The sequence below is a fragment of the Mesorhizobium sp. CCNWLY176 genome (assembly GCF_037153935.1).
Taxonomy (GTDB): Bacteria; Pseudomonadota; Alphaproteobacteria; order Rhizobiales; family Rhizobiaceae; genus Mesorhizobium_M; species Mesorhizobium_M zhangyense.
This window is the reverse complement of sequence record NZ_JBBBDZ010000016.1, coordinates 77,342-96,684: the sequence shown is the minus strand read 5'-3', so window position 1 is coordinate 96,684 and position 19,343 is coordinate 77,342. Positions and strand designations below refer to the sequence as shown.

General features: G+C 61.9%; 19 protein-coding genes. 11 read left to right on the top strand and 8 right to left on the bottom strand.

What is annotated here, in order from left to right; translation table 11 throughout:
- Positions 1 to 29 precede the first annotated feature (29 nt).
- The 4 genes from gatA to WBQ96_RS22895 form a co-directional block, all read right to left on the bottom strand.
- Complete coding sequence (gene gatA, locus WBQ96_RS22910; protein WP_336552601.1) at positions 30 to 1,511, bottom strand: Asp-tRNA(Asn)/Glu-tRNA(Gln) amidotransferase subunit GatA; 1,482 nt, start codon at positions 1,509 to 1,511, stop codon at positions 30 to 32.
- Positions 1,511 to 1,978, bottom strand: a complete 468-nt coding sequence (locus WBQ96_RS22905) for a GNAT family N-acetyltransferase (RefSeq protein ID WP_336552600.1) — start codon at positions 1,976 to 1,978, stop codon at positions 1,511 to 1,513. Before WBQ96_RS22905 ends, gatA begins: the two co-directional genes overlap by 1 nt.
- A 7-nt stretch (positions 1,979 to 1,985) precedes the next feature.
- The gene (gene gatC, locus WBQ96_RS22900; RefSeq protein ID WP_336552599.1) at positions 1,986 to 2,273 is read right to left on the bottom strand and encodes an Asp-tRNA(Asn)/Glu-tRNA(Gln) amidotransferase subunit GatC; all 288 of its coding nucleotides are present in this window, start codon (positions 2,271 to 2,273) and stop codon (positions 1,986 to 1,988) included.
- Positions 2,274 to 2,373: 100 nt separating this feature from the next.
- Positions 2,374 to 3,081 carry a metal-dependent hydrolase gene (locus WBQ96_RS22895; RefSeq protein ID WP_091916773.1) on the bottom strand — a complete coding sequence of 236 codons (708 nt, stop codon included), beginning with the start codon at positions 3,079 to 3,081 and terminating at the stop codon, positions 2,374 to 2,376.
- A 78-nt stretch (positions 3,082 to 3,159) separates the two neighbouring features.
- Here WBQ96_RS22895 and ruvX point away from each other — a divergent pair, with 78 nt between their 5' ends.
- A complete protein-coding gene (gene ruvX, locus WBQ96_RS22890; protein WP_336552598.1) occupies positions 3,160 to 3,645 on the top strand; it encodes a Holliday junction resolvase RuvX in 486 nt (161 codons plus the stop codon).
- Here ruvX and WBQ96_RS22885 read toward each other — a convergent pair.
- Together WBQ96_RS22885 and WBQ96_RS22880 are read right to left on the bottom strand one after the other, a co-directional pair.
- Positions 3,612 to 3,923 (bottom strand): DUF6105 family protein, encoded by a 312-nt coding sequence (locus WBQ96_RS22885; protein WP_165114164.1) that lies wholly within the window; start codon positions 3,921 to 3,923, stop codon positions 3,612 to 3,614. The genes ruvX and WBQ96_RS22885 overlap by 34 nt on opposite strands.
- Complete coding sequence (locus tag WBQ96_RS22880) at positions 3,923 to 4,477, bottom strand: hypothetical protein (RefSeq protein WP_336552597.1); 555 nt, start codon at positions 4,475 to 4,477, stop codon at positions 3,923 to 3,925. Before WBQ96_RS22880 ends, WBQ96_RS22885 begins: the two co-directional genes overlap by 1 nt.
- 171 nt (positions 4,478 to 4,648) lie before the next feature.
- On the opposite strand from WBQ96_RS22880, the gene WBQ96_RS22875 reads away from it, so the two are divergent.
- Positions 4,649 to 5,584, top strand: coding sequence for an AEC family transporter (locus WBQ96_RS22875; RefSeq protein ID WP_336552596.1), 936 nt, complete (start codon positions 4,649 to 4,651; stop codon positions 5,582 to 5,584).
- Here the strand turns inward: WBQ96_RS22875 and WBQ96_RS22870 are convergent.
- Positions 5,569 to 7,194: a DNA alkylation response protein gene (locus tag WBQ96_RS22870; protein WP_336552595.1), complete on the bottom strand. Its 1,626-nt coding sequence runs from the start codon at positions 7,192 to 7,194 to the stop codon at positions 5,569 to 5,571. The two genes, WBQ96_RS22875 and WBQ96_RS22870, sit on opposite strands and share 16 nt — an antisense overlap.
- Before the next feature lie 169 nt (positions 7,195 to 7,363).
- Here WBQ96_RS22870 and WBQ96_RS22865 point away from each other — a divergent pair, with 169 nt between their 5' ends.
- From WBQ96_RS22865 to dprA, 4 genes are read left to right on the top strand one after another with little or no spacing between them, the layout of a single operon-like run.
- Entirely contained in the window at positions 7,364 to 8,329 is a 966-nt protein-coding gene (locus WBQ96_RS22865) for an aspartate carbamoyltransferase catalytic subunit (protein ID WP_165114172.1), read from the top strand.
- Positions 8,326 to 9,612 (top strand): dihydroorotase, encoded by a 1,287-nt coding sequence (locus tag WBQ96_RS22860; RefSeq protein ID WP_336552594.1) that lies wholly within the window; start codon positions 8,326 to 8,328, stop codon positions 9,610 to 9,612. Before WBQ96_RS22865 ends, WBQ96_RS22860 begins: the two co-directional genes overlap by 4 nt.
- A gap of 45 nt (positions 9,613 to 9,657) precedes the next feature.
- Positions 9,658 to 10,272, top strand: a complete 615-nt coding sequence (gene plsY, locus WBQ96_RS22855) for a glycerol-3-phosphate 1-O-acyltransferase PlsY (protein WP_336552593.1) — start codon at positions 9,658 to 9,660, stop codon at positions 10,270 to 10,272.
- The gene (gene dprA / locus WBQ96_RS22850; protein ID WP_336552592.1) at positions 10,269 to 11,402 is read left to right on the top strand and encodes a DNA-processing protein DprA; all 1,134 of its coding nucleotides are present in this window, start codon (positions 10,269 to 10,271) and stop codon (positions 11,400 to 11,402) included. Before plsY ends, dprA begins: the two co-directional genes overlap by 4 nt.
- Here the strand turns inward: dprA and WBQ96_RS22845 are convergent.
- Entirely contained in the window at positions 11,364 to 11,567 is a 204-nt protein-coding gene (locus WBQ96_RS22845; protein WP_336552591.1) for a hypothetical protein, read from the bottom strand. The two genes, dprA and WBQ96_RS22845, sit on opposite strands and share 39 nt — an antisense overlap.
- A 289-nt stretch (positions 11,568 to 11,856) precedes the next feature.
- On the opposite strand from WBQ96_RS22845, the gene topA reads away from it, so the two are divergent.
- The 5 genes from topA (at position 11,857) to WBQ96_RS22820 (ending at position 19,267) form a co-directional block, all read left to right on the top strand.
- A complete protein-coding gene (gene topA, locus WBQ96_RS22840; protein ID WP_336552590.1) occupies positions 11,857 to 14,475 on the top strand; it encodes a type I DNA topoisomerase in 2,619 nt (872 codons plus the stop codon).
- A gap of 6 nt (positions 14,476 to 14,481) precedes the next feature.
- Positions 14,482 to 16,809, top strand: coding sequence for a ribonuclease R (gene rnr, locus WBQ96_RS22835; protein ID WP_442920852.1), 2,328 nt, complete (start codon positions 14,482 to 14,484; stop codon positions 16,807 to 16,809).
- Positions 16,809 to 17,243 carry a DUF983 domain-containing protein gene (locus WBQ96_RS22830; RefSeq protein WP_336552589.1) on the top strand — a complete coding sequence of 145 codons (435 nt, stop codon included), beginning with the start codon at positions 16,809 to 16,811 and terminating at the stop codon, positions 17,241 to 17,243. Before rnr ends, WBQ96_RS22830 begins: the two co-directional genes overlap by 1 nt.
- A 75-nt stretch (positions 17,244 to 17,318) precedes the next feature.
- Positions 17,319 to 18,059, top strand: coding sequence for an NUDIX hydrolase (locus WBQ96_RS22825; protein ID WP_336552588.1), 741 nt, complete (start codon positions 17,319 to 17,321; stop codon positions 18,057 to 18,059).
- A gap of 62 nt (positions 18,060 to 18,121) precedes the next feature.
- Positions 18,122 to 19,267, top strand: a complete 1,146-nt coding sequence (locus tag WBQ96_RS22820) for an MFS transporter (RefSeq protein ID WP_336552760.1) — start codon at positions 18,122 to 18,124, stop codon at positions 19,265 to 19,267.
- The last annotated feature ends 76 nt before the right edge of the window (positions 19,268 to 19,343 follow it).

Genomic DNA, 19,343 nt, shown 5'->3' with positions numbered 1-19,343 from the left:
ACCTTTTCAAAAGGATGGCGGAACAATCTCTACCACCACTTCTCCGGCTCGAACCGTCCCGCCGCCTGCTCGATGACGTGAGCGGTCTGGAACAGCGTTTCCTCGTCGAAGGGCCGGCCGATAAGCTGTAGACCGAGCGGCAGGCCATGCGCGTCGAGCCCGGCCGGAACCGCGATGCCCGGCAGGCCGGCCATGTTCACGGTGACGGTGAAGATGTCGTTGAGGTACATTTTCACCGGATCGCTCGCCATGTCCTGATCGGCGATGCCGAAGGCAGCCGACGGCGTCGCCGGCGTCAGGATGACATCGACGCCGGCGGCGAAGACGTCCTCAAAATCCTTCTTGATCAGCGTGCGGACCTTCTGCGCCTGAAGATAATAGGCATCGTAATAGCCGGCCGAAAGCACATAAGTGCCGATCATGATGCGGCGTTTGACCTCGCGGCCGAAACCGGCGGCGCGGGTCTGCTCATACATGTCGGTGATGTCCTTGCCCGGCACGCGCAGGCCGTAGCGAACACCATCGTAGCGCGCCAAGTTGGACGAGGCTTCCGCCGGCGCGACGATGTAATAGGCCGGCAGCGCATATTTCGTGTGCGGCAGCGAGATGTCGACGATCTCGGCACCGGCATCCTTGAGCCAGGCAATACCCTTCTGCCACAGCGCCTCGATCTCTTCCGGCATGCCATCGACACGGTATTCCTTCGGAATGCCGACCTTCATGCCCTTGATCGGGCGGCCGATCGCAGCCTCATAGTCCGGCACCGGCAGATCGACGGAGGTCGTGTCTTTCGGATCGACCGAAGCCATGGATTTGAGCATGATCGCGGCATCGCGCACGTCACGCGTGATCGGGCCAGCCTGATCGAGCGACGATGCAAAAGCAACGACGCCCCAGCGCGAAACGCGGCCATAGGTCGGCTTGATGCCGACCGTGCCGGTGAATGCCGCGGGCTGGCGGATCGAGCCGCCGGTGTCGGTAGCAGTCGCGCCGGCACAGAGCCAGGACGAGACGGCAGCTGCCGAGCCGCCGGACGAGCCACCGGGAACGAGCTGCCTGTTCGAACCACCCGCGCGCCACGGATTGACGACCGCGCCGTAGTAGGAGGTCTCGTTGGACGAACCCATGGCGAACTCATCCATGTTGAGCTTGCCGAGCATGACCGCACCGTCGGCCCAGAGATTTGCCGTCACGGTCGATTCATAACGCGGCTTGAAGCCGTCGAGCACATGGCTGCAAGCCTGCGTGTGCACACCTTCGGTGCCGAACAGGTCCTTGATGCCGAGCGGGATGCCCTCGAGCGCCCCACCCTCACCCTTGGCCAGCTTTTCGTCCGATACCCTGGCCATGTCGCGCGCCTTGTCATGCGTGACCGCGACATAGGCGTTGAAGGTCTGGTTGGCAGCGTCGATCGCGCCGAGATAGGCGTCGGTCAGCTCAACGGACGAGATATCCTTCGAGCGAAGTTTCTCGCGGGCTTCGGAAATTGTCAGTTTGGTAAGGTCGCTCATCAGGCAAGGTTCTTTTCGTAAAAACGGGAAAAGCCGGAATCGGGATAGTCGAGAACCGCGCCGCAGACCTGGAACCCGCCACGTTCGTAGACGCGCCAGGCCGGCTCGAAGCCCGGCGCTTCGCCCGTCTCCAGCACGAGCCGCGAAATTCCCTTTTCGCGTGCCAGCGATTCAATGTGCCGCAGAAGCTTTGCGCCGACCCGCTGGCCGCGCACTTCCGGCAGCGTGAACATGCGCTTCACTTCACCGAGGCTGTCGCCATGATCCTTGAGGGATGCCATGCCGACCTGACGACCGGCTTCGTTTCGCGCGACAAGTACCGTCACGGTCGGTTCGGCCATCTGCTCGACGGTCAACTGGAATTGAAACTCCCGCGGCGTAAGCGGGATCATGTGGGCGTTGAGAACCGCCACCATGGCGCGCACGTCGTCCTGCAACGGGGTCTCGATGGCAATCGTTACCGTCATCGTGGTGTTACTCCACGACCTTCGGGACGAGGAAAAAGTTCTCGTCGGTTACCGGCGCGTTGGCGACGATATCGGCCGCCTTGTTGCCGTCGGTGACGATGTCTTCGCGCTTGCGCATTGCCATCGGCGTCACCGAGGTCATCGGCTCGACGCCGGAAACATCGACTTCGTTCAATTGCTCGACAAAGCCGAGGATGGCATTCAACTCGCCGGTCATGCGCTCGGCGTCTTCCTCGGTGACGGCGATGCGGGCAAGATGGGCGACGCGCTTGACGGTGGCTTTATCGACGGACATCAAAAACTCTCCGGAAATCCGGGCTGCTAATCATGTTCGGGCTATAGCGGCGCCAAGCGCGGTGCGCAACAAGCATGTCCGCGCGATTGCCTTCGGGCGGCTAAATGTCCCTGCTTTCGCCGACCTTCGGCACGATGACATCGACGCCCGAGCCTTCCATGCCATCGACGAATTTCTCCGCCGTCTGGTCCAGCATCGGGAATGTCGCGTAGTGGCAAGGTATGACCGTCTCGAACTTGAAGAAGCGCTGGCAGGCCAAGGCCGCGACCGCGCCGCCCATGGTGTAGCGGTCGCCGACGGGTACCAGTCCGATCTTCGGCTCGTGCAGTTCGTTGATCAGCGCCATGTCGGAGAAAATATCGGTATCGCCCATATGGTAGAGTGTGCGGTCGTCGGGGAAATGCAGAACAAGGCCGCCGGGATTGCCGAGATAGACGTTCGATCCGCCCTCGCCGCCGAAGGACGAGGAATGCAGCGCCTGGACGAAAGTCGTCGTGAAGCCACCGCAATCGACGGTGCCGCCAAGATTGCCGGGATTGATCTTGTCGCCGCTCGCACCCTTGCCGACGAGATACATGCAGATCTCGAAATTGGCGACGAGCTGGGCGCCGGTCTTCTTCAGGATTTCGACCGAATCGCCGACATGGTCATTATGGCCATGCGTGAGGAGCAGATGGGTTATACCTTCGGCTGGCCCTTCCCATCCCTTGCCCCATGAAGGATTCTGGCTGAGGAACGGATCGATCAGGATCTTTGCGCCGCCTGCTTCGACGCGGAATGCGGATTGGCCATACCAGGTGATTTTCATGAAGGTCGTCTCCTCGATTTTCTCTTGCCGGGAAGATAGAAGGCAGGGCATTCATGTCAAAAGGAAAGCGGCGAGCCATTGAACATTGTCGTGATCGAAGACCTGCCGGCCCTCTTGGCCAATGGCAGGACGCTTGCCGGGCTCGATCTCGGCGACAAGACGATCGGCGTGGCCGTCTCTGATCGCGGCCTGTCCTTTGCCCATCCGCGCCCGGTCATCATCCGCAAGAAGTTTTCCGTCGATGCAGCGAGCCTCATTGATCTGCTGACGAAGGAAAACACCGGTGCGGTGGTGATTGGCCTGCCGATCAACATGGACGGCAGCGAAGGGCCTCGCGCCCAGGCGTCACGCGCCTTCGTGCGCAACATAGCGCGCATGACCGACCTGCCCTTCGCCTTCTGGGACGAGCGGCTGTCGACGGTCGCCGCCGAGCGCAGCCTGATCGAAATGGACATGTCGCGGGCAAAACGGAAGACGAAGATCGATTCGGCTGCCGCCGCCTTCATTCTGCAAGGCGTTCTGGATCGGCTTTACGCGCTCGGTGAAGAGGCCTCGCCAAGATAACGTTCGCGTTGCGTTTTCAGCCATGCGCCAATCTGGCGGCGACGACGAAACGCATAGATGGCTAGCACGATGAGCGTGTCGATGATGCAGGCCTTGGCGACCATGCCGGGGATGATGGTCGGATCGATGCCGAGCGTGTCGCCATAGAGCTGAAAGACAAGATCGTGCACCTGCCTGGTCAGCATGACATAGCCGAAATTGATGTTGTAGAATGACAGGCCGAACCAGCCCCAGAACAGCACCAGCGGCAGAGCCCAAAGCGCAAGAACATAACGCATCAGGCGTTCCCTCTCGGGTCAGATCGGCCGGAAATGCGCGACAGCATGGCTCCGTGGGCTGCTCCCATCGCCATCGACCGCGCCACTTCTTGGCCATCTTCCTCTTCGGGTGAAGCCGTCAGCAATGCTGCCCAGCGCTCGGCCTGTATAGCGAGATAGGACGTGGTTATCGCCGCAAGAACCGCCGCGACTACTGGAAAGATGCCGGCATCCGCGCGCATAACCCCCAGAACCAGCATCAAGGACAGGACGCCTGCGGCAGCGGCAAAGGCCACGCGGGTCACCTCGTCCGGGTCGCCCTGATCCGAGGGTTCGCAGAGGAACAGCGTCAGAAATGCCCAAAGGAACAGGGCTGCCACGAGTGCAAAAGTCACCGAGAGGAAGACGCTGGACAGCGAGCCCACAGTGACTGCGTTTTCATCCGGCAAGGCTATTCCGAGGATATCGAGCGCATTCGAAGCACCGCCGGCGCTTCCGAAGACGCAGGCCATCGCCAGCAGCGCGAAGGCTGCTGCCCAATGGAAGGTCAAGAAGGAGCCGAGGAGATGGCGCATGGGAATCCTTTTGGTCTCCTTCCACAGTGGAGCCGGAGCATTTTCACCGCAACGGAAACCATTTGTTAAGGTTAACGGACGGAGGCGCGCTGTTGATAACGGCAAGACATAGGCTCTATAGAACCGTCCATCGTTCGCCGCCCCGCCCTCGCCTTCAACCTTGAAGCGTCCATGCTCCCGATCTTCGAAAGCATCCTGCCGATTTTCCTGCTCATCATCGGCGGTAATCTCCTGCGTCGCATGCCGCTGATCGATTCGTCGGCGTGGCTTGGCCTGGATCAGATCGGTTTCTGGTTCCTCTATCCGGCCTTGCTGTTCGTCACGATCTACAATGCCGATTTCAGCGGACTTCAGCTCGATGCTATGATGGCCGCGTTGCTGGTGGCATTGGTCGCAATGATCGCCATCACCCTTGCGCTGTGGCCTCTCCTGAAACCCAGCGGCCTTGTCCGCAAAAGCGAATTCTCCTCGATCTTCCAGACGTCGGTGCGCTGGAACAGCTTCATCGCGCTGGCGATCGCCCAGAAGATATTCCCGCCTGCCGGAATGGCGGTGGTGGCCCTTGTCATGGCGGTCATCATCATACCGATAAACCTGACCACGGTTTTCACCGTCACGCGGTTTGCCGACCATTCCATAAACTGGGCGCGCATTGGCCGCGGCATCGTGACCAATCCGATGATTCTCGGTTCGCTCGCCGGTATCCTGTTCAGGCAATTGCCGTTCGAACTTTACGGGCCGCTCAACCAGGCGCTCGGCCTGATCGCAAATGCGGCGCTCGGAATGGGACTTCTCGCGGTGGGGGCTGCGTTGCGCGTCAGCGACCTGTGGCAACCGCGTCTCGGCCTTGTCCTGCCATTGGTGCTCAAACTGGTGGTCTTCCCGATATTGCTTGTCGGCGCGGGTCTTGCCTTCGGCGTCAGTGGGTTGCAACTCAGCTACCTGGCGCTTTGTGCGGCGGTGCCATCTGCCATGAACGGCTATCTGCTGGCGCGGCAACTTGGCGGCGATGCAGAACTCTACGCCGCCGTCACCACGCTGCAGACGATTGTCTCGTTCGTCACCATACCAGTCGTGCTGGCAGTTACGGCTCAGTTGGCAGGATAGAGCGTATCAACGATCATGCGCGCATCGTGGCGCGCGTCAAGCATGCCGTAGGTTCCGCGCCATTGGCCGGCGAGCCGCGTTTCGATGAAGGCATCGGCGATGCGCCCTGCCCCCAACCGCTTCAGTTCGGCGGCGGCGGCCGACAGCGCGAGTTGTTCGGTCAGTATGCGCGCCGAACCTTCGTCTGAAGATGCGACCTGCATGGCGGCACGCAAAACGCCGATGGTGCCGGGCCCGCCGGCGCCCAGGTCACGCTCGATGCCGGCAAGCACTTCATCGAAAAGGCCCGGCGCGCGACCAAGGACACGCAGCACATCGAGCGCCATGACATTGCCCGAGCCTTCCCAGATCGCATTGACCGGAACCTCGCGGTAGTAGCGCGCCAGCGGCGCTTCCTCGACGTAGCCGTTGCCGCCGAGGCACTCCATCGCCTCGTAAAGCAATGCCGGTGCGATCTTGCAGACCCAGTATTTGACTACAGGCGTCATGGCCCGCGCGAATGCCGCCTCGCCGCGATCGCTGGCGGCTTCGTCAAACGAACGCGCCAACCGAAACGACAGCGCCGTGGCGCCGGCAACGTCCAGCGCCATGTCGGCCAGAACGCGCTGCATCAGCGGTTGTTCGATGAGACTGGAGCCGAACACCTGGCGGTGGCGGGCATGATGGACGGCTTCCGCCAGACCGGCCCGCATGATGCCGGACGATGCGACGGCGCAGTCGAGGCGCGTCAGCGTGACCATATCCATGATGGTCTTCACCCCCTCGCCTGGTTCGCCGACCATCTCGCCGATGGAGTTGACGAACTCGACTTCCGAGGAAGCGTTGGAGCGGTTGCCCAGCTTGTCCTTCAAGCGCTGGAAACGAAACCCATTGCCGGTTCCATCGCCCAGGATACGCGGCACGAGGAAGCATGACAGGCCCTCGCGCACTTGCCCAAGCACCAGAAAAGCATCTGACATCGGTGCCGACATGAACCATTTATGGCCGGTGAGCCTGTAAAAGCCGCTGCCGACGCGTTCGGCTTTGGTGGTGTTGGCGCGCACATCCGTGCCGCCCTGCTTCTCGGTCATGCCCATGCCGAGCGTCAGCCCGGTCTTTTCGACCGGCGGCTTCTGGGCCTGATCGTATTTGCGCGTGGTGACGCGCGGCGCCCATTCGCGAAACAATTTCGGGCTGGCCATCAGGGCAGCGAGCGAGGCGTTGGTCATTGTGATCGGGCAGAGATGACCCGATTCCAGTTCGGACGTTAGATAAAAGCGGGCGGCGCGGACCTGATGGCGCTTGCCGGTTTCGGTAGCACCGTTCTCCCAGACCGAGGAGTGCAAGCCGACGGCGACCGAACGGCGCAGCAACGCGTGATAGGCGGGATGAAACTCGACCAGATCGATGCGCCGGCCCTGCCGGTCATGCGTCTTCAGCTTCGGTGTTTCGGTGTTAGCCAGGCGTGCGAGATCCTGCGCTTCGGAGCTCAGAACGAAGCGGCCAAGACCATCCAGATCCTTGCGTACCGGCTCGGAAAAATGCTCGGCAAGCTGTACCAGCAACGGATCGCCCCGCCAGGCATTGCTTCCGGTCAATGGCGGGGGCTGGTTCGTTACCTCGTCGGTCACGCGCTTTCCTTAACTGGTTCTTCGGCGCGCCATGCGAATCCGAAGCGGGGTGGACGGTTTTATAACGCAAGGATTGGTAGCCGCGCGATTAAAATCCCGGGAGAAATCGCGCCAACCCACAACGACAGCTTGCGATGGCTTTTGCGCGCGCATATAGCACGGCCTTGAGATGACAGAAGCTTCGTCCCTGCCCCTTTATCCGCACCGCCACCTGCTCGGCATACGGGATCTATCTCCCGTCGACATAGAGCTGTTGCTCGATCGCGCCGACGCCGCCGTGGCGATTTCCCGACGACATGAGAAGAAGACATCGACCCTGCGCGGCCGCACGCAGATCAATCTCTTCTATGAGGCGTCGACCCGAACACAGTCTTCCTTCGAGCTGGCCGGAAAGCGTCTCGGCGCCGATGTCATGAACATGTCGGTGGCGAGCTCTTCGGTGAAGAAGGGCGAAACGCTGATCGACACGGCCATGACGCTGAACGCGATGCGGCCCGACATTCTCATCATCCGCCACGCTTCTGCCGGTGCCGCCGCCCTTCTGGCGCAGAAGGTCGGCTGCTCGGTGGTCAACGCCGGCGACGGTGCGCATGAGCACCCGACACAGGCGCTGCTCGATGCGCTGACCATCCGCCGCGCCAAGGGCAATCTCTCCCGGCTGACGGTTGCGATTTGCGGCGACATTCTTCACTCACGCGTCGCCCGCTCCAATATTCTTCTGCTCAACGCGCTCGGCGCACGGGTTCGGGTCGTCGCACCGTCGACGCTACTGCCATCCGGCATCGCGCAGATGGGGGTTGAGGTTTGCGCGACCATGGCCGAGGGACTGAAGGACGCCGACGTGGTGATGATGCTGCGCCTGCAGCGCGAGCGCATGGAAGGCGCCTTCGTGCCGTCGGTGCGCGAATATTTCCGCTATTTCGGGCTCGACGCGGAAAAGCTGAAGGCGGCAAAACCCGACGCGCTGGTCATGCACCCCGGCCCGATGAATCGCGGCGTCGAAATCGCATCCGAAATCGCCGACGGCCCGCAAAGCGTGATCCAGGAACAGGTGGAGATGGGCGTCGCCGTGCGCATGGCCGTAATGGAAGCCTTGCTCGATCCTCGTCGCAACCGCGAGGGGGTATCGGCATGAGCGTCACCGTTTTCCAACGCGCCCGCATCGTCGACCCGTCGCGCGGACTGGACGAGATCGGCACAGTCATCGTTAACGGCAAGAAGATTGCCGCCGCGGGCGCGTCAGCGCTGAACCAAGGCGCACCGGAAGGTGCGACGGTCATCGACTGCGCCGGCAAGGCGATCATCCCCGGATTGGTCGATGGCCGCGTCTTTATCGGCGAGCCCGGCGGCGAACATCGCGAAACCATTGCTTCCGCGAGCGTGGCTGCTGCTGCCGGCGGTGTGACGTCCATCGTCATGATGCCTGACACCGATCCGGTCATCGACAATGTCGCGCTGGTCGAGTTCGTGCTGCGGACGGCTCGCGATACGGCCTCGGTCAATGTCTTTCCGGCGGCTGCCATCACCAAGGGCCTTGAAGGCCGCGAGATGACCGAATTCGGCCTGCTGCGCGAAGCCGGCGCGGTTGCCTTCACCGACGGCCGGCACACGATTTCCAACGCGCTGACGATGCGCCGCGCGCTGACTTATGCGCGCGACTTCGGCGCGACCATCATGCATGAAACACAGGACAGGGATCTCGCCGGTTCGGGCGTGATGAACGAAGGGCTCTATGCCAGCTGGCTCGGCCTTTCCGGCATTCCGCGCGAAGCCGAGGCGATACCGCTGGAACGAGACCTGATGCTCGCACGGCTAACGCGCGGCAACTATCACGCCGCCAAGATTTCCACGGCGATGTCGGCAAACGCGATCGCCCGCGCCAAGGCCGACGGCGCCAAGGTCACCGCCGGCGTCTCGATCAACCACCTGTCTCTCAACGAAAACGATGTCGGCGAATACCGCACCTTCTTCCGCCTGTCGCCGCCCCTGCGCACAGAGGACGACCGGCTGGCGATGGTCGAGGCGCTGAAGGACGGGACTATAGATATCGTCGTCTCCTCGCACGATCCGCAGGACGTCGACACCAAGCGCCTGCCTTTTGCCGACGCTGCCGACGGCGCGATCGGGCTGGAGACGCTGCTGGGCGCCGCACTTCGTCTCTATCATAATGAGGATCTGTCGCTGCTGCGGGTGATCGAGGTGCTATCGACCGCGCCGGCAAAACTGTTCGGTCTGCCCGGCGGCACGCTGAAACCGGGGGCAGCGGCCGATCTGGTTCTGGTCGATCTCGACGAGCCATGGATCGTGCAAGAGAGCGCCATCCGCTCCCGCTCGAAAAACACCTGCTTCGAAGGCGCGCGCCTGCAAGGCAGGGTCTTGCAAACAATGGTTTCGGGCCGCACAGTGTTTGCGGGTTAAAGCCGGAACACCAATACGCATGCGTTCTGGTTTGGAGGGGAAACAATGGCTGATCTGTCGGCGTGGCAGCTACCGCTGCCCTTTCTCATTGCGGCACTCGTCTTCGGCTATCTGCTCGGCTCGATTCCCTTCGGCCTTTTGATCACGCGCGCTGCCGGACTTGGCGACGTTCGCAAGATCGGCTCCGGCAATATCGGCGCGACCAATGTGCTGCGCACCGGCAACAAGAAACTCGCGGCCCTCACCCTCATTCTCGACGCGCTCAAGGGCACGGCTGCCGTTCTCATCGCCGGTCTATATGCCCCGGAGGCAGCGCTTATCGCCGGCTTCGGAGCTTTTCTCGGCCACCTCTTTCCGGCCTGGCTCGGCTTCAAGGGCGGCAAGGGCGTGGCGACCTATCTCGGCGTGCTGATCGGCCTCGCCTGGAAAGGCGCCTTGGTCTTTGCCGTCGTCTGGCTGCTGATCGCCTTCATCACGCGCTATTCGTCGCTGGCGGCCCTCATCGCGGCGATCGCGGTGCCTATCGCGCTTTATTTCTTTGGCGCTCATGCGGTGGCTGCATTGTTCACCATCATGAGCCTGATCGTGATCGTAAAGCATAGGGCGAATATCACCCGGCTGCTCGCCGGAACCGAATCGCGCATCGGAGCCAAGGGATGAATGTCGCAGCCGGTCCCCGCCTCAGCGACCGGCAACGGCTCAACTGGCTACGGCTCATCCGCACGCCGAATGTCGGCCCGGCAACCTTTCGCGACCTCATCAATCGTTTCGGTTCGGCCGAGACAGCCATAGAAATGCTGCCGGAACTGATGATGTCGGGCGGCGCAAACCGTGTCGCGCGTATCCCTTCCATCGCGCAGGCCGAAGCGGAAATGGAAGTTGCGCGAAAATGCGGCGCACGTTTCGTCGGCATCGGCGAGGCCGACTATCCGCCTGTTCTGCGCCGCATGGACAACCCGCCGCCACTGCTCGCGGTCAAGGGCACCGGCGCTGTGTTCGGACTGACGCCGATCGCGATCGTCGGCGCGCGCAATGCTTCGCTGGCCGGAATCAAGATGGCGCGCATGCTGGCCGACGGGCTCGGCCGTGAGGGTTACTCGATCATCTCCGGCCTTGCCCGCGGCATCGATACGGCGGCGCATCACGGCAGCCTGGCTACCGGGACGGTCGGCGTGCTGGCCGGCGGGCTCGATCGTCCCTATCCGCCCGAAAATATCGGGCTTTGCGAGGAGATCGCGCAAAATGGCGGTGCGGTGGTTTCCGAAATGCCGTTCGGCTGGGAGCCTCGTGCGCAGGATTTTCCACGCCGCAACCGCATCGTCGCCGGCATGGCGCTCGGACTGGTCGTCGTGGAAGCGGCAAAGCGCTCCGGTTCGCTGATCAGCGCGCGGCTGGCGGGAGAAATGGGCCGGTTGGTCTTTGCCGTGCCAGGTTCGCCGCTCGATCCGCGTGCAGCCGGCACCAACGGCCTTCTCAAGGATGGCGCGACCCTTGTGACTGAGGTCAACGACATCACTACGGCGATTGCGCCTCTGATTGGGGCACCCCTGCCCCTGCCACCCGCATTCGAGGAACCGCCGGATTTTTCGGCAACGCCGCCGCCGCTAGACGACGACCGCGCCCGCGTCATCGAAGCACTGGGGCCAGTGCCGGTCGGAGTGGATGAAATCATACGCTATACCGGGCTTCACCCGGCGCAGGTGTTCATGATCCTACTGGAGCTCGACCTCGCGGGCCGGCTGGAGCGTCACTCAGGTGGCTCGGTGTCTCTTGTCCTGCTGGATCCGTGACGGACGTTCGCCTCGGATTATGTCGCTGGTTTCGACATAGGCCATCTCGATCAGGTAGGCGAGCATATCGCAACGTTCGGACTCGGCCATCGTGCGAAGCTGGCCGAGCATCGATTGCATGTAATCCAGCGTATCGGTGCGTCGTGTTGTAAAGACATGACCCATCGGCAATACTCCTGGTATCCCACGAAGCGTAGTTCGCGGAGCTTGAATGTTTGCGACTTACAAAACTCTTGGAACGATACAACCCCTGGTAACATCAAATATATTACAGCTATCTTAAATTGCAACCCATGCGATACATCTTGCAGGAGTTGTACAACTCGCAATAAGGCCGATTTTGCCACCCGCCCCTTGACCGGACGGCAAACGGCAGCCATGTGACGAGCCAATTGAAAATATCTGTCGTGCGCCGCAGCTTGATTTGGGCGCCACTCTGGAAATACGAGCCCTCATGGACGTTGTCGTCGTCGAATCGCCGGCTAAAGCGAAAACAATCAACAAATACCTCGGTCGGAACTACAAGGTTCTGGCATCCTATGGCCATGTCCGCGATCTTCCGGCCAAGGACGGATCGGTAAAGCCCGATGAAGATTTCGCCATGTCGTGGGCGGTCGATGGCCCTTCGGCCAAGCGGCTGACCGAGATCGCCAACGCGGTGAAAGCCGCCGACGGCCTGATTCTCGCAACCGATCCGGATCGCGAAGGTGAAGCGATCTCCTGGCACGTTCTGGAAGTGCTGAAGCAGAAGCGCGCATTGAAGGACAAGCCGGTTAGCCGCGTTGTCTTCAACGCCATCACCAAGCAATCCGTGCTGGAAGCGATGGCCAATCCACGCCAGATCGACGTGCCGCTGGTCGATGCCTATCTGGCGCGCCGCGCACTCGATTATCTCGTCGGCTTCACACTGTCGCCGGTGCTTTGGCGCAAGCTGCCCGGGGCTCGGTCGGCGGGTCGTGTGCAGTCGGTGGCACTTCGTCTGGTCAGCGACCGCGAAGCCGAGATCGAGCGCTTCATCCGCGAAGAATACTGGCAGATCGCGGCAATGCTCGGCACGCCGCGCAACGACAAGTTCGAAGCGCGGCTGACTGCCTTCGACGGCAAGAAGCTGCAGAAGCTCGATATTTCGTCACAGGCGCAGGCCGAAGACATCAAGACGATGCTGGAAGGCGCGAGCTTCAAGGCGCTGACGGTCGAAGCCAAGCCGACCAAACGCAATCCCGGCCCACCCTTCACGACATCGACGCTCCAGCAGGCGGCATCGTCGCGCCTCGGCTTTTCGGCGGTGCGCACCATGCAGGTTGCGCAGCGTCTCTATGAAGGCATGGACATCGGCGGCGAGACGGCCGGCCTGATCACCTATATGCGAACGGACGGCGTGCAGATGGCACCCGAGGCGGTGACGCAGGCACGTGAGGCCATCGTCAAGGAATTCGGCGGCAAATACCTGCCCGAAAACCCGCGCAATTATACGGCCAAGGCCAAGAACGCACAGGAAGCGCACGAAGCGATCCGCCCGACCGATTTCATGCGCACGCCGAACTCGGTCCGCCAATATCTCGACGCCGACCAGTTCAGGCTCTACGACATGATCTGGAAGCGCGCGATCGCCAGCCAGATGCAGCCGGCAGAGATCGAACGCACGACGGCCGAGATCGAGGCTGTCAACGGCAGCCGCATCGCTGCCTTGCGCGCAGTCGGCTCGGTGATCCGCTTCGACGGTTTCATCGCTGCCTACACCGACCAGAAGGACGAAGATTCGGAGGACGAGGAAAACAAGCGTCTGCCGGAAATCCGCGCCGGTGAAGCGCTTGACCGCGATGCCATCCTTGCCACGCAGCATTCGACCGAACCGCCACCGCGCTATTCGGAAGCCTCGCTGATCAAGAAGATGGAAGAGCTCGGCATCGGCCGTCCCTCCACCTATACGGCGATCCTGAAGACGCTCGAAGACCGCGAATACGTCACCATCGACAAGCGCCGGCTGATCCCGCAATCCAAGGGACGGCTGCTGTCGGCCTTCCTGGAAAGCTTCTTCGAGAAATATGTCGAATATGATTTCACCGCGGCACTCGAGGAAAAGCTCGACGAGATTTCCGACGGCAAGCTCGCGTGGAAGGACGTGCTGCGCGACTTCTGGAAGGATTTCTCGGCGTCAGTCGACGACATCAAGGAATTGCGCGTCACCGACGTGCTCGACGCGCTGAACGAGGAACTTGCGCCGCTGGTGTTCCCGGCGCGCGAAGATGGCTCCAATCCGCGCATCTGCCCGAAATGCGGCACCGGCAACCTGTCGCTGAAACTCGGCAAATACGGCGCCTTCGTCGGTTGCTCGAACTATCCCGAATGCGGTTTCACGCGCCAGCTCGGCGACGCCGTCAATGGCGATGGCGAATCTGCCGGTGGTGAAGACGGCAACAAGGTGCTGGGCACCGACCCTTACACCTCCGAAGAGATCACGCTGCGCAGCGGTCGCTTCGGCCCCTACATCCAGCGCGGCGAAGGCAAGGAAGCAAAACGCTCCAGCCTGCCTAAGGGCTGGACGCCGGCGAGCATCGACCATGAAAAGGCGCTGGCGCTGCTGGCACTCCCGCGCGATGTGGGAAAACATCCCGAAAGCGGCAAGATGATTTCCGCCGGGCTTGGACGCTACGGTCCCTTCGTGCTTCACGATGGCACCTATGCCAATCTCGAAAGCATCGAGGACGTGTTCTCGATCGGCCTCAACCGCGCCGTTTCGGTGATCGCCGAAAAACAGTTGAAGGGCAAAGGCGGCCGCAATGGCGGCACGCCTGCGGCTCTGAAGGAACTCGGCGAGCATCCCGACGGTGGCGCGATCACCGTGCGCGACGGCAAATACGGCCCTTACGTCAACTTCGGCAAGGTCAACGCGACGCTGCCGAAGGGCAAGGATCCGATGACCGTGACGGTCGAGGACGCCCTGGCATTGATTGCCGAGAAGGAAGCCAAGGGCGGTGGCAAGAAGCCGGTCCGGGCAAAGGCTGCCACGACCAAGAAGGCGCCCGCAAAAAAAGCACCAGCTAAGAAGCCGGCAGCGAAAACAAAGGACTAGCACGCTTTGGCAAGGAAAATCTCCGGACGCAAAGGCGCGATCGGCAAGGACGGATCAACTGGTCCGTCCGTATCCGGAGACAAATCCAAGGATTTTCGTCCGACGCGCGACGACATCCTGCGTTACATCGCCAACAATCCGGACAAGAGCGGCAAGCGCGAAATCGCCAAGGCGTTTTCGCTCAAGGGCGAAGACCGCATCTGGCTGAAGGACATGCTGCGTGACCTTCAGGACGAGGGTGCGCTGGAGAAGGACCGCAAGCGGCTGGTTCGCCCCGGCGCCCTGCCCCATATCGCCGTGCTCGACATTTTTGCGCGCGATGCCGATGGCGGCCTGCTCGGACGCCCGACCGATCAGCCGGAAGACGCGCTGCCAACGGTGGTGTCTATCAAGATGTCACGTGGCAGCGGTCCGACCGCCGGCATCGGCGACCGCGTGCTGGCAAAGACTTTCCCCACCCATGCCGAAACCGGCCCGGCCTACACCGCTCGGGTGATGAAGATTTTCGAGAAGCGCAAGGACGCCGTTCTCGGTGTCTTTCGCGTGCTTCAGGACGGCAGTTTCCGCATCGAGCCAGTAGAGCGCCGGCAGCCGGAATTGACGGTCGAGAAGGAATACCAGAACGGCGCCCAGAATGGCGATCTGGTTGAAGTCGAGCCGCAGCGCGCCACCCGCTACGGGCTGCCGCGTGCCAAGGTTCTGAATGTCGTCGGTTCGCTGACCAGCGAAAAGGCGGTCTCGATGATCGCCATCCACGCGCACGACATTCCGCACATCTTCCCGTCTGAAGTGCTGGCAGAAGCCGAAGCCGTGAAGCCGGCAACGCTTTCAGGCCGCGAGGACTGGCGCGAAGTGCCGCTGATCACCATCGATCCGGCCGACGCCAAGGATCATGACGACGCGGTATTCGCCGAACCCGACACGGACGAAAGCAACCCCGGCGGTGTCATCGCCATCGTCGCCATCGCCGATGTTGCGGCCTATATCCGCTCCGGCACCGCACTCGACCGCGAAGCCTTGAAGCGCGGCAACTCGGTCTATTTTCCCGACCGCGTCGTGCCTATGCTGCCCGAGCGCATCTCCAACGATCTTTGCTCGCTGAAGGAGAAGGTCGACAGGCCTGCGCTTGCCGTGCGCATGGTGTTTTCCGCCGAAGGACGCAAGATCCGCCACTCCTTCCATCGCATCATGATGCGATCGGCGGCGCGCCTTGCCTACTCACAGGCACAGGCGGCAATCGACGGCGTGCCGGACGACACGACTGGTCCGATCCTTGAGCCAATCCTGAAGCCGCTTTGGGCCGCCTATGGCGTGTTGAAGCGCGGCCGCGATTCGCGCCAGCCGCTGGAACTGGACCTACCCGAGCGCAAAATCCTGTTGAAGCCTGACGGCACGGTCGACCGGGTCATCGTGCCGGACCGGCTAGATGCGCACAAGCTGATCGAAGAATTCATGATCCAGGCCAATGTCGCGGCCGCCGAGACCCTGGAAGCGAAGAAGCAGAGCCTGGTCTACCGCACCCATGACGCGCCCTCGCTGGTGAAGCAGGAATCGCTGCGCGAATTCCTGGCCACGCTCGGCCTGTCGCTGGCGCGCGGTGCGCAGATGAAACCGGCGCAATTCAACCAGATACTCGATCAGGTGAGAGGCGCCGAGAACGAGGCGCTGGTCAACGAGGTGGTGCTTCGTTCCCAGAGTCAGGCCCTGTATTCGCCTGAAAACCTTGGCCATTTCGGCCTCAACCTGCGGCGCTACGCGCATTTCACCTCGCCGATTCGCCGCTACGCCGACCTCATCGTGCACCGTGCGCTGATCGGCTCGCTGGGGCTCGGCGCCGACGGTATTTCGCGCGGCGAAGAAGAACGGCTCGAGGATATTTCGGCACTGATCTCGGCAACCGAACGCCGCGCCATGGCGGCCGAACGTGACACCGTTGACCGTCTGATCGCCGGTTATCTTTCCGGCCAGATCAACGAAACATTCGACGCCCGTATCTCCGGCGTAACCAAGGCGGGGCTATTTGTCCAATTGCCGCAGTTCGGCGCAGATGGTTTCATACCGGTGTCATCTTTGGACGGTGACTACTATATCTACGACGAGGCTGCCCGAGCGCTTTTTGGAGATCGTACCGGCAAAGGCTACCAGCTGGCGGACAGGGTCGAGGTTCGTCTCATCGAGGTAGCACCCCTGGCGGGCGCCATGCGCTTTGAAATGCTGACCGACCCGAAACCTTTGCCGGGGTCCAAAAGGTCCTTCCACAAGGCCAAGGCGCAAAGACCGCGGGGCCGCGCATCACAACCATCGCGCGGACCGGCCCGCAACAGGAGACGTTGATGGAACAGCAGGTTTTCGGTGGGGCGCACCAGATAGATCGTCCGGCGCGTCCGCTGTGGACGGCGATCAAGCGCGGACTTCTGTGCCGCTGCCCGCATTGCGGGGAAGGCAAGCTGTTCGAATCATTCCTTAAGCCGGTGGACAGATGCGCACATTGCGGCGAGGAAATGTTACATCACCGCGCCGACGACCTGCCCGCCTATCTCGTCGTCGTCATTGTCGGCCACATCATCGTCGGCGCCTTCATGGGCGTGGAGGCCACCAGCACGCTTTCAACCTGGCAGCATCTGGCCATCTGGGTTCCTTTGACGATCATCATGGCGCTTGCCTTGCTGCGGCCGGTCAAGGGCGCTGTCGTCGGACTGCAATGGGCGCTCTATATGCACGGGTTCGGTGAGGAAGAAGACTATATCGAATCTCACCCCGAGGCCTGAAATTCGACTTCTGGAGCAATGCTCAGTCCTTTGGAATAATTCCGTCTGGCCGCAGATTGTCCTAAAGGGGATTTCATGGACGGAATGACGAAAGCACAAGTGGACAAAGCCGAAGGTCGAGATTTCGCGCTCGGCGCAGGGCCGAAAAGGCCGCGCGATGCCGCGACCCTGATGCTGCTCGACCGAAAGGGCGACGATGTCTTCGTGCTCATGGGCCGGCGGCACTCCAGCCATGCGTTCATGCCCGGAAAGTTCGTCTTTCCAGGCGGCCGCACCGACCCTTCCGACAGCCGTGTACCGGTGACCGACAGCCTGCACCCCGACGAAGCGGCGAAACTCATTGGCACGGTTGCCAGCGGCAGCGCCACGCGGGCTCGTGCCATCGCACTTTCAGCTATCCGCGAGACATATGAAGAAGCGGGGCTGCTGATCGGGCAAAAAGGTCCGTTCACAACCGGCAAGGCTGACTGGCAGGGTTTTGTGGAGCATGGCGTGCAGCCCTCGCTCAAGCCGCTGCGTTTCATCGCGCGCGCCATCACGCCGCCCGGACGGGTACGTCGTTTCGACACGCGCTTCCTCTCCGCCTGGCGAAGCGATGTCGCGGTGGAACTGCCCGACGGCGGACCGACCAATGAGCTGGAAGAACTCATGTGGCTGCCCCTGCCCGAGGCGCGGCAAGCCGATATTCCGGCCATCACCAAGACAATCCTTGAAGAACTCGAACAGCGACTGGCGCAGGATCCCTTGCTTCGCCCCGGCGGGCCCGTGCCCTTCTATCGCATGATCCGCAAACGCTTCGTCCGCGAAATTCTCTGACAAATTCTGGGCTCCCGCATAAAATGACCGCCAGTTCCCCATCGCCGGAAGACGACGTGCCAATGCGCTGGCTGTCGATTTCGGCAGCCGTTGCCTCGATCAGCGTTGTCGGCATAGCCATCGGTCTCGGCATGCCGCTTCTCAGCATCATACTGGAGACGCGCGGCCACTCGGCATCCATGATCGGGTTGAATACGGCAATTGCCGGCGTGGCTTCGATCGCGGCCGCTCCCATGGCGACACCGCTTGCGGTGCGTTTCGGCGTCGTCTGGACGATGCTCGCAATGATCTTTCTCGGCGCGCTGGCCTTCGTTGGCTTCTATTTCGCGCCGGCGTTCTGGATGTGGTTTCCGTTGCGCGTGGTCCTGCACCTCGCCCTCACCATTCTGTTCATCCTGTCCGAGTTCTGGATCAGTACCTCAGCTCCGCCGCATCGGCGCGGACTGGTTCTCGGCATCTACGCGACAGTGCTGTCGCTGGGTTTTGCCGCCGGCCCCTGGCTCTTCGCCCAGATGGGCAGTTCCGGGTTCCTGCCTTTCGGCACGGTGTTCGTGCTTGTCACCATCGCCGCAATCCCGGTGCTTGCGGCCTGGCAAGAAAGCCCGGCGATCGTCGTCGAAGGCGGTTCGGGTGGGTTCATCCGCTACATCTGGCTGGTACCGACGGCGACCGCTGCCGTGCTGGTCTTCGGCGCGGTGGAAACCGGTGGCTTCGCGCTGTTTCCGGTCTATGGCAACCGTATAGGCTACTCGGAAGGCGATGCGGCCCTGCTCCTGACCATGATCGGTCTCGGCAATGTGCTGATGCAAATACCGCTCGGCATGATTTCCGACCGCATCGGCGACCGCCGCTATCTGCTGCTGATCTGTGCGGCGGTGGGGCTGGCCGGCATGATCCTGCTGCCCCATGTGCAGATGAACTGGCATCTGGTGGCAGGTTTGCTGTTTCTCTGGGGTGGAGTGGTCGCGGCACTTTACACGATCGGCCTCGCACATCTCGGCTCACAGCTTTCCGGCCATGAACTGGCAAACGCGAACGCCGCTTTCGTGCTTTGCTACGGCCTCGGCATGGTGGCCGGGCCGCAAGTGATCGGCATCGGCATGGATATGTTCGGCACAAGGGGTTTCGGCTGGTCGCTCGGTCTTTTCTTCGCCGCTTACATCGTTCTAGCCGTCACTCGTCTCATGGCCGGCAGCCGTCGGGCTTGACTTTCCGTGCACGTTCTTTATGTGTCGCGCCAAGTTTCCCGCGTCCGGGCTTTGTTGCCGTGGTCAGGCGGCCCGA

Bases quoted from the DNA above. Each gene is read 5' to 3' on its own strand.
- gatA (WP_336552601.1), bottom strand. From the start codon at position 1,511: ATGAGCGACCTTACCAAACTGACAATTTCCGAAGCCCGCGAGAAACTT.
- WBQ96_RS22905 (WP_336552600.1), bottom strand. From the start codon at position 1,978: ATGACGGTAACGATTGCCATCGAGACCCCGTTGCAGGACGACGTGCGC.
- gatC (WP_336552599.1), bottom strand. From the start codon at position 2,273: ATGTCCGTCGATAAAGCCACCGTCAAGCGCGTCGCCCATCTTGCCCGC.
- WBQ96_RS22895 (WP_091916773.1), bottom strand. From the start codon at position 3,081: ATGAAAATCACCTGGTATGGCCAATCCGCATTCCGCGTCGAAGCAGGC.
- WBQ96_RS22885 (WP_165114164.1), bottom strand. From the start codon at position 3,923: ATGCGTTATGTTCTTGCGCTTTGGGCTCTGCCGCTGGTGCTGTTCTGG.
- WBQ96_RS22880 (WP_336552597.1), bottom strand. From the start codon at position 4,477: ATGCGCCATCTCCTCGGCTCCTTCTTGACCTTCCATTGGGCAGCAGCC.
- WBQ96_RS22875 (WP_336552596.1), top strand. From the start codon at position 4,649: ATGCTCCCGATCTTCGAAAGCATCCTGCCGATTTTCCTGCTCATCATC.
- WBQ96_RS22865 (WP_165114172.1), top strand. From the start codon at position 7,364: ATGACAGAAGCTTCGTCCCTGCCCCTTTATCCGCACCGCCACCTGCTC.
- WBQ96_RS22860 (WP_336552594.1), top strand. From the start codon at position 8,326: ATGAGCGTCACCGTTTTCCAACGCGCCCGCATCGTCGACCCGTCGCGC.
- plsY (WP_336552593.1), top strand. From the start codon at position 9,658: ATGGCTGATCTGTCGGCGTGGCAGCTACCGCTGCCCTTTCTCATTGCG.
- dprA (WP_336552592.1), top strand. From the start codon at position 10,269: ATGAATGTCGCAGCCGGTCCCCGCCTCAGCGACCGGCAACGGCTCAAC.
- WBQ96_RS22845 (WP_336552591.1), bottom strand. From the start codon at position 11,567: ATGGGTCATGTCTTTACAACACGACGCACCGATACGCTGGATTACATG.
- topA (WP_336552590.1), top strand. From the start codon at position 11,857: ATGGACGTTGTCGTCGTCGAATCGCCGGCTAAAGCGAAAACAATCAAC.
- WBQ96_RS22830 (WP_336552589.1), top strand. From the start codon at position 16,809: ATGGAACAGCAGGTTTTCGGTGGGGCGCACCAGATAGATCGTCCGGCG.
- WBQ96_RS22825 (WP_336552588.1), top strand. From the start codon at position 17,319: ATGGACGGAATGACGAAAGCACAAGTGGACAAAGCCGAAGGTCGAGAT.
- WBQ96_RS22820 (WP_336552760.1), top strand. From the start codon at position 18,122: ATGCGCTGGCTGTCGATTTCGGCAGCCGTTGCCTCGATCAGCGTTGTC.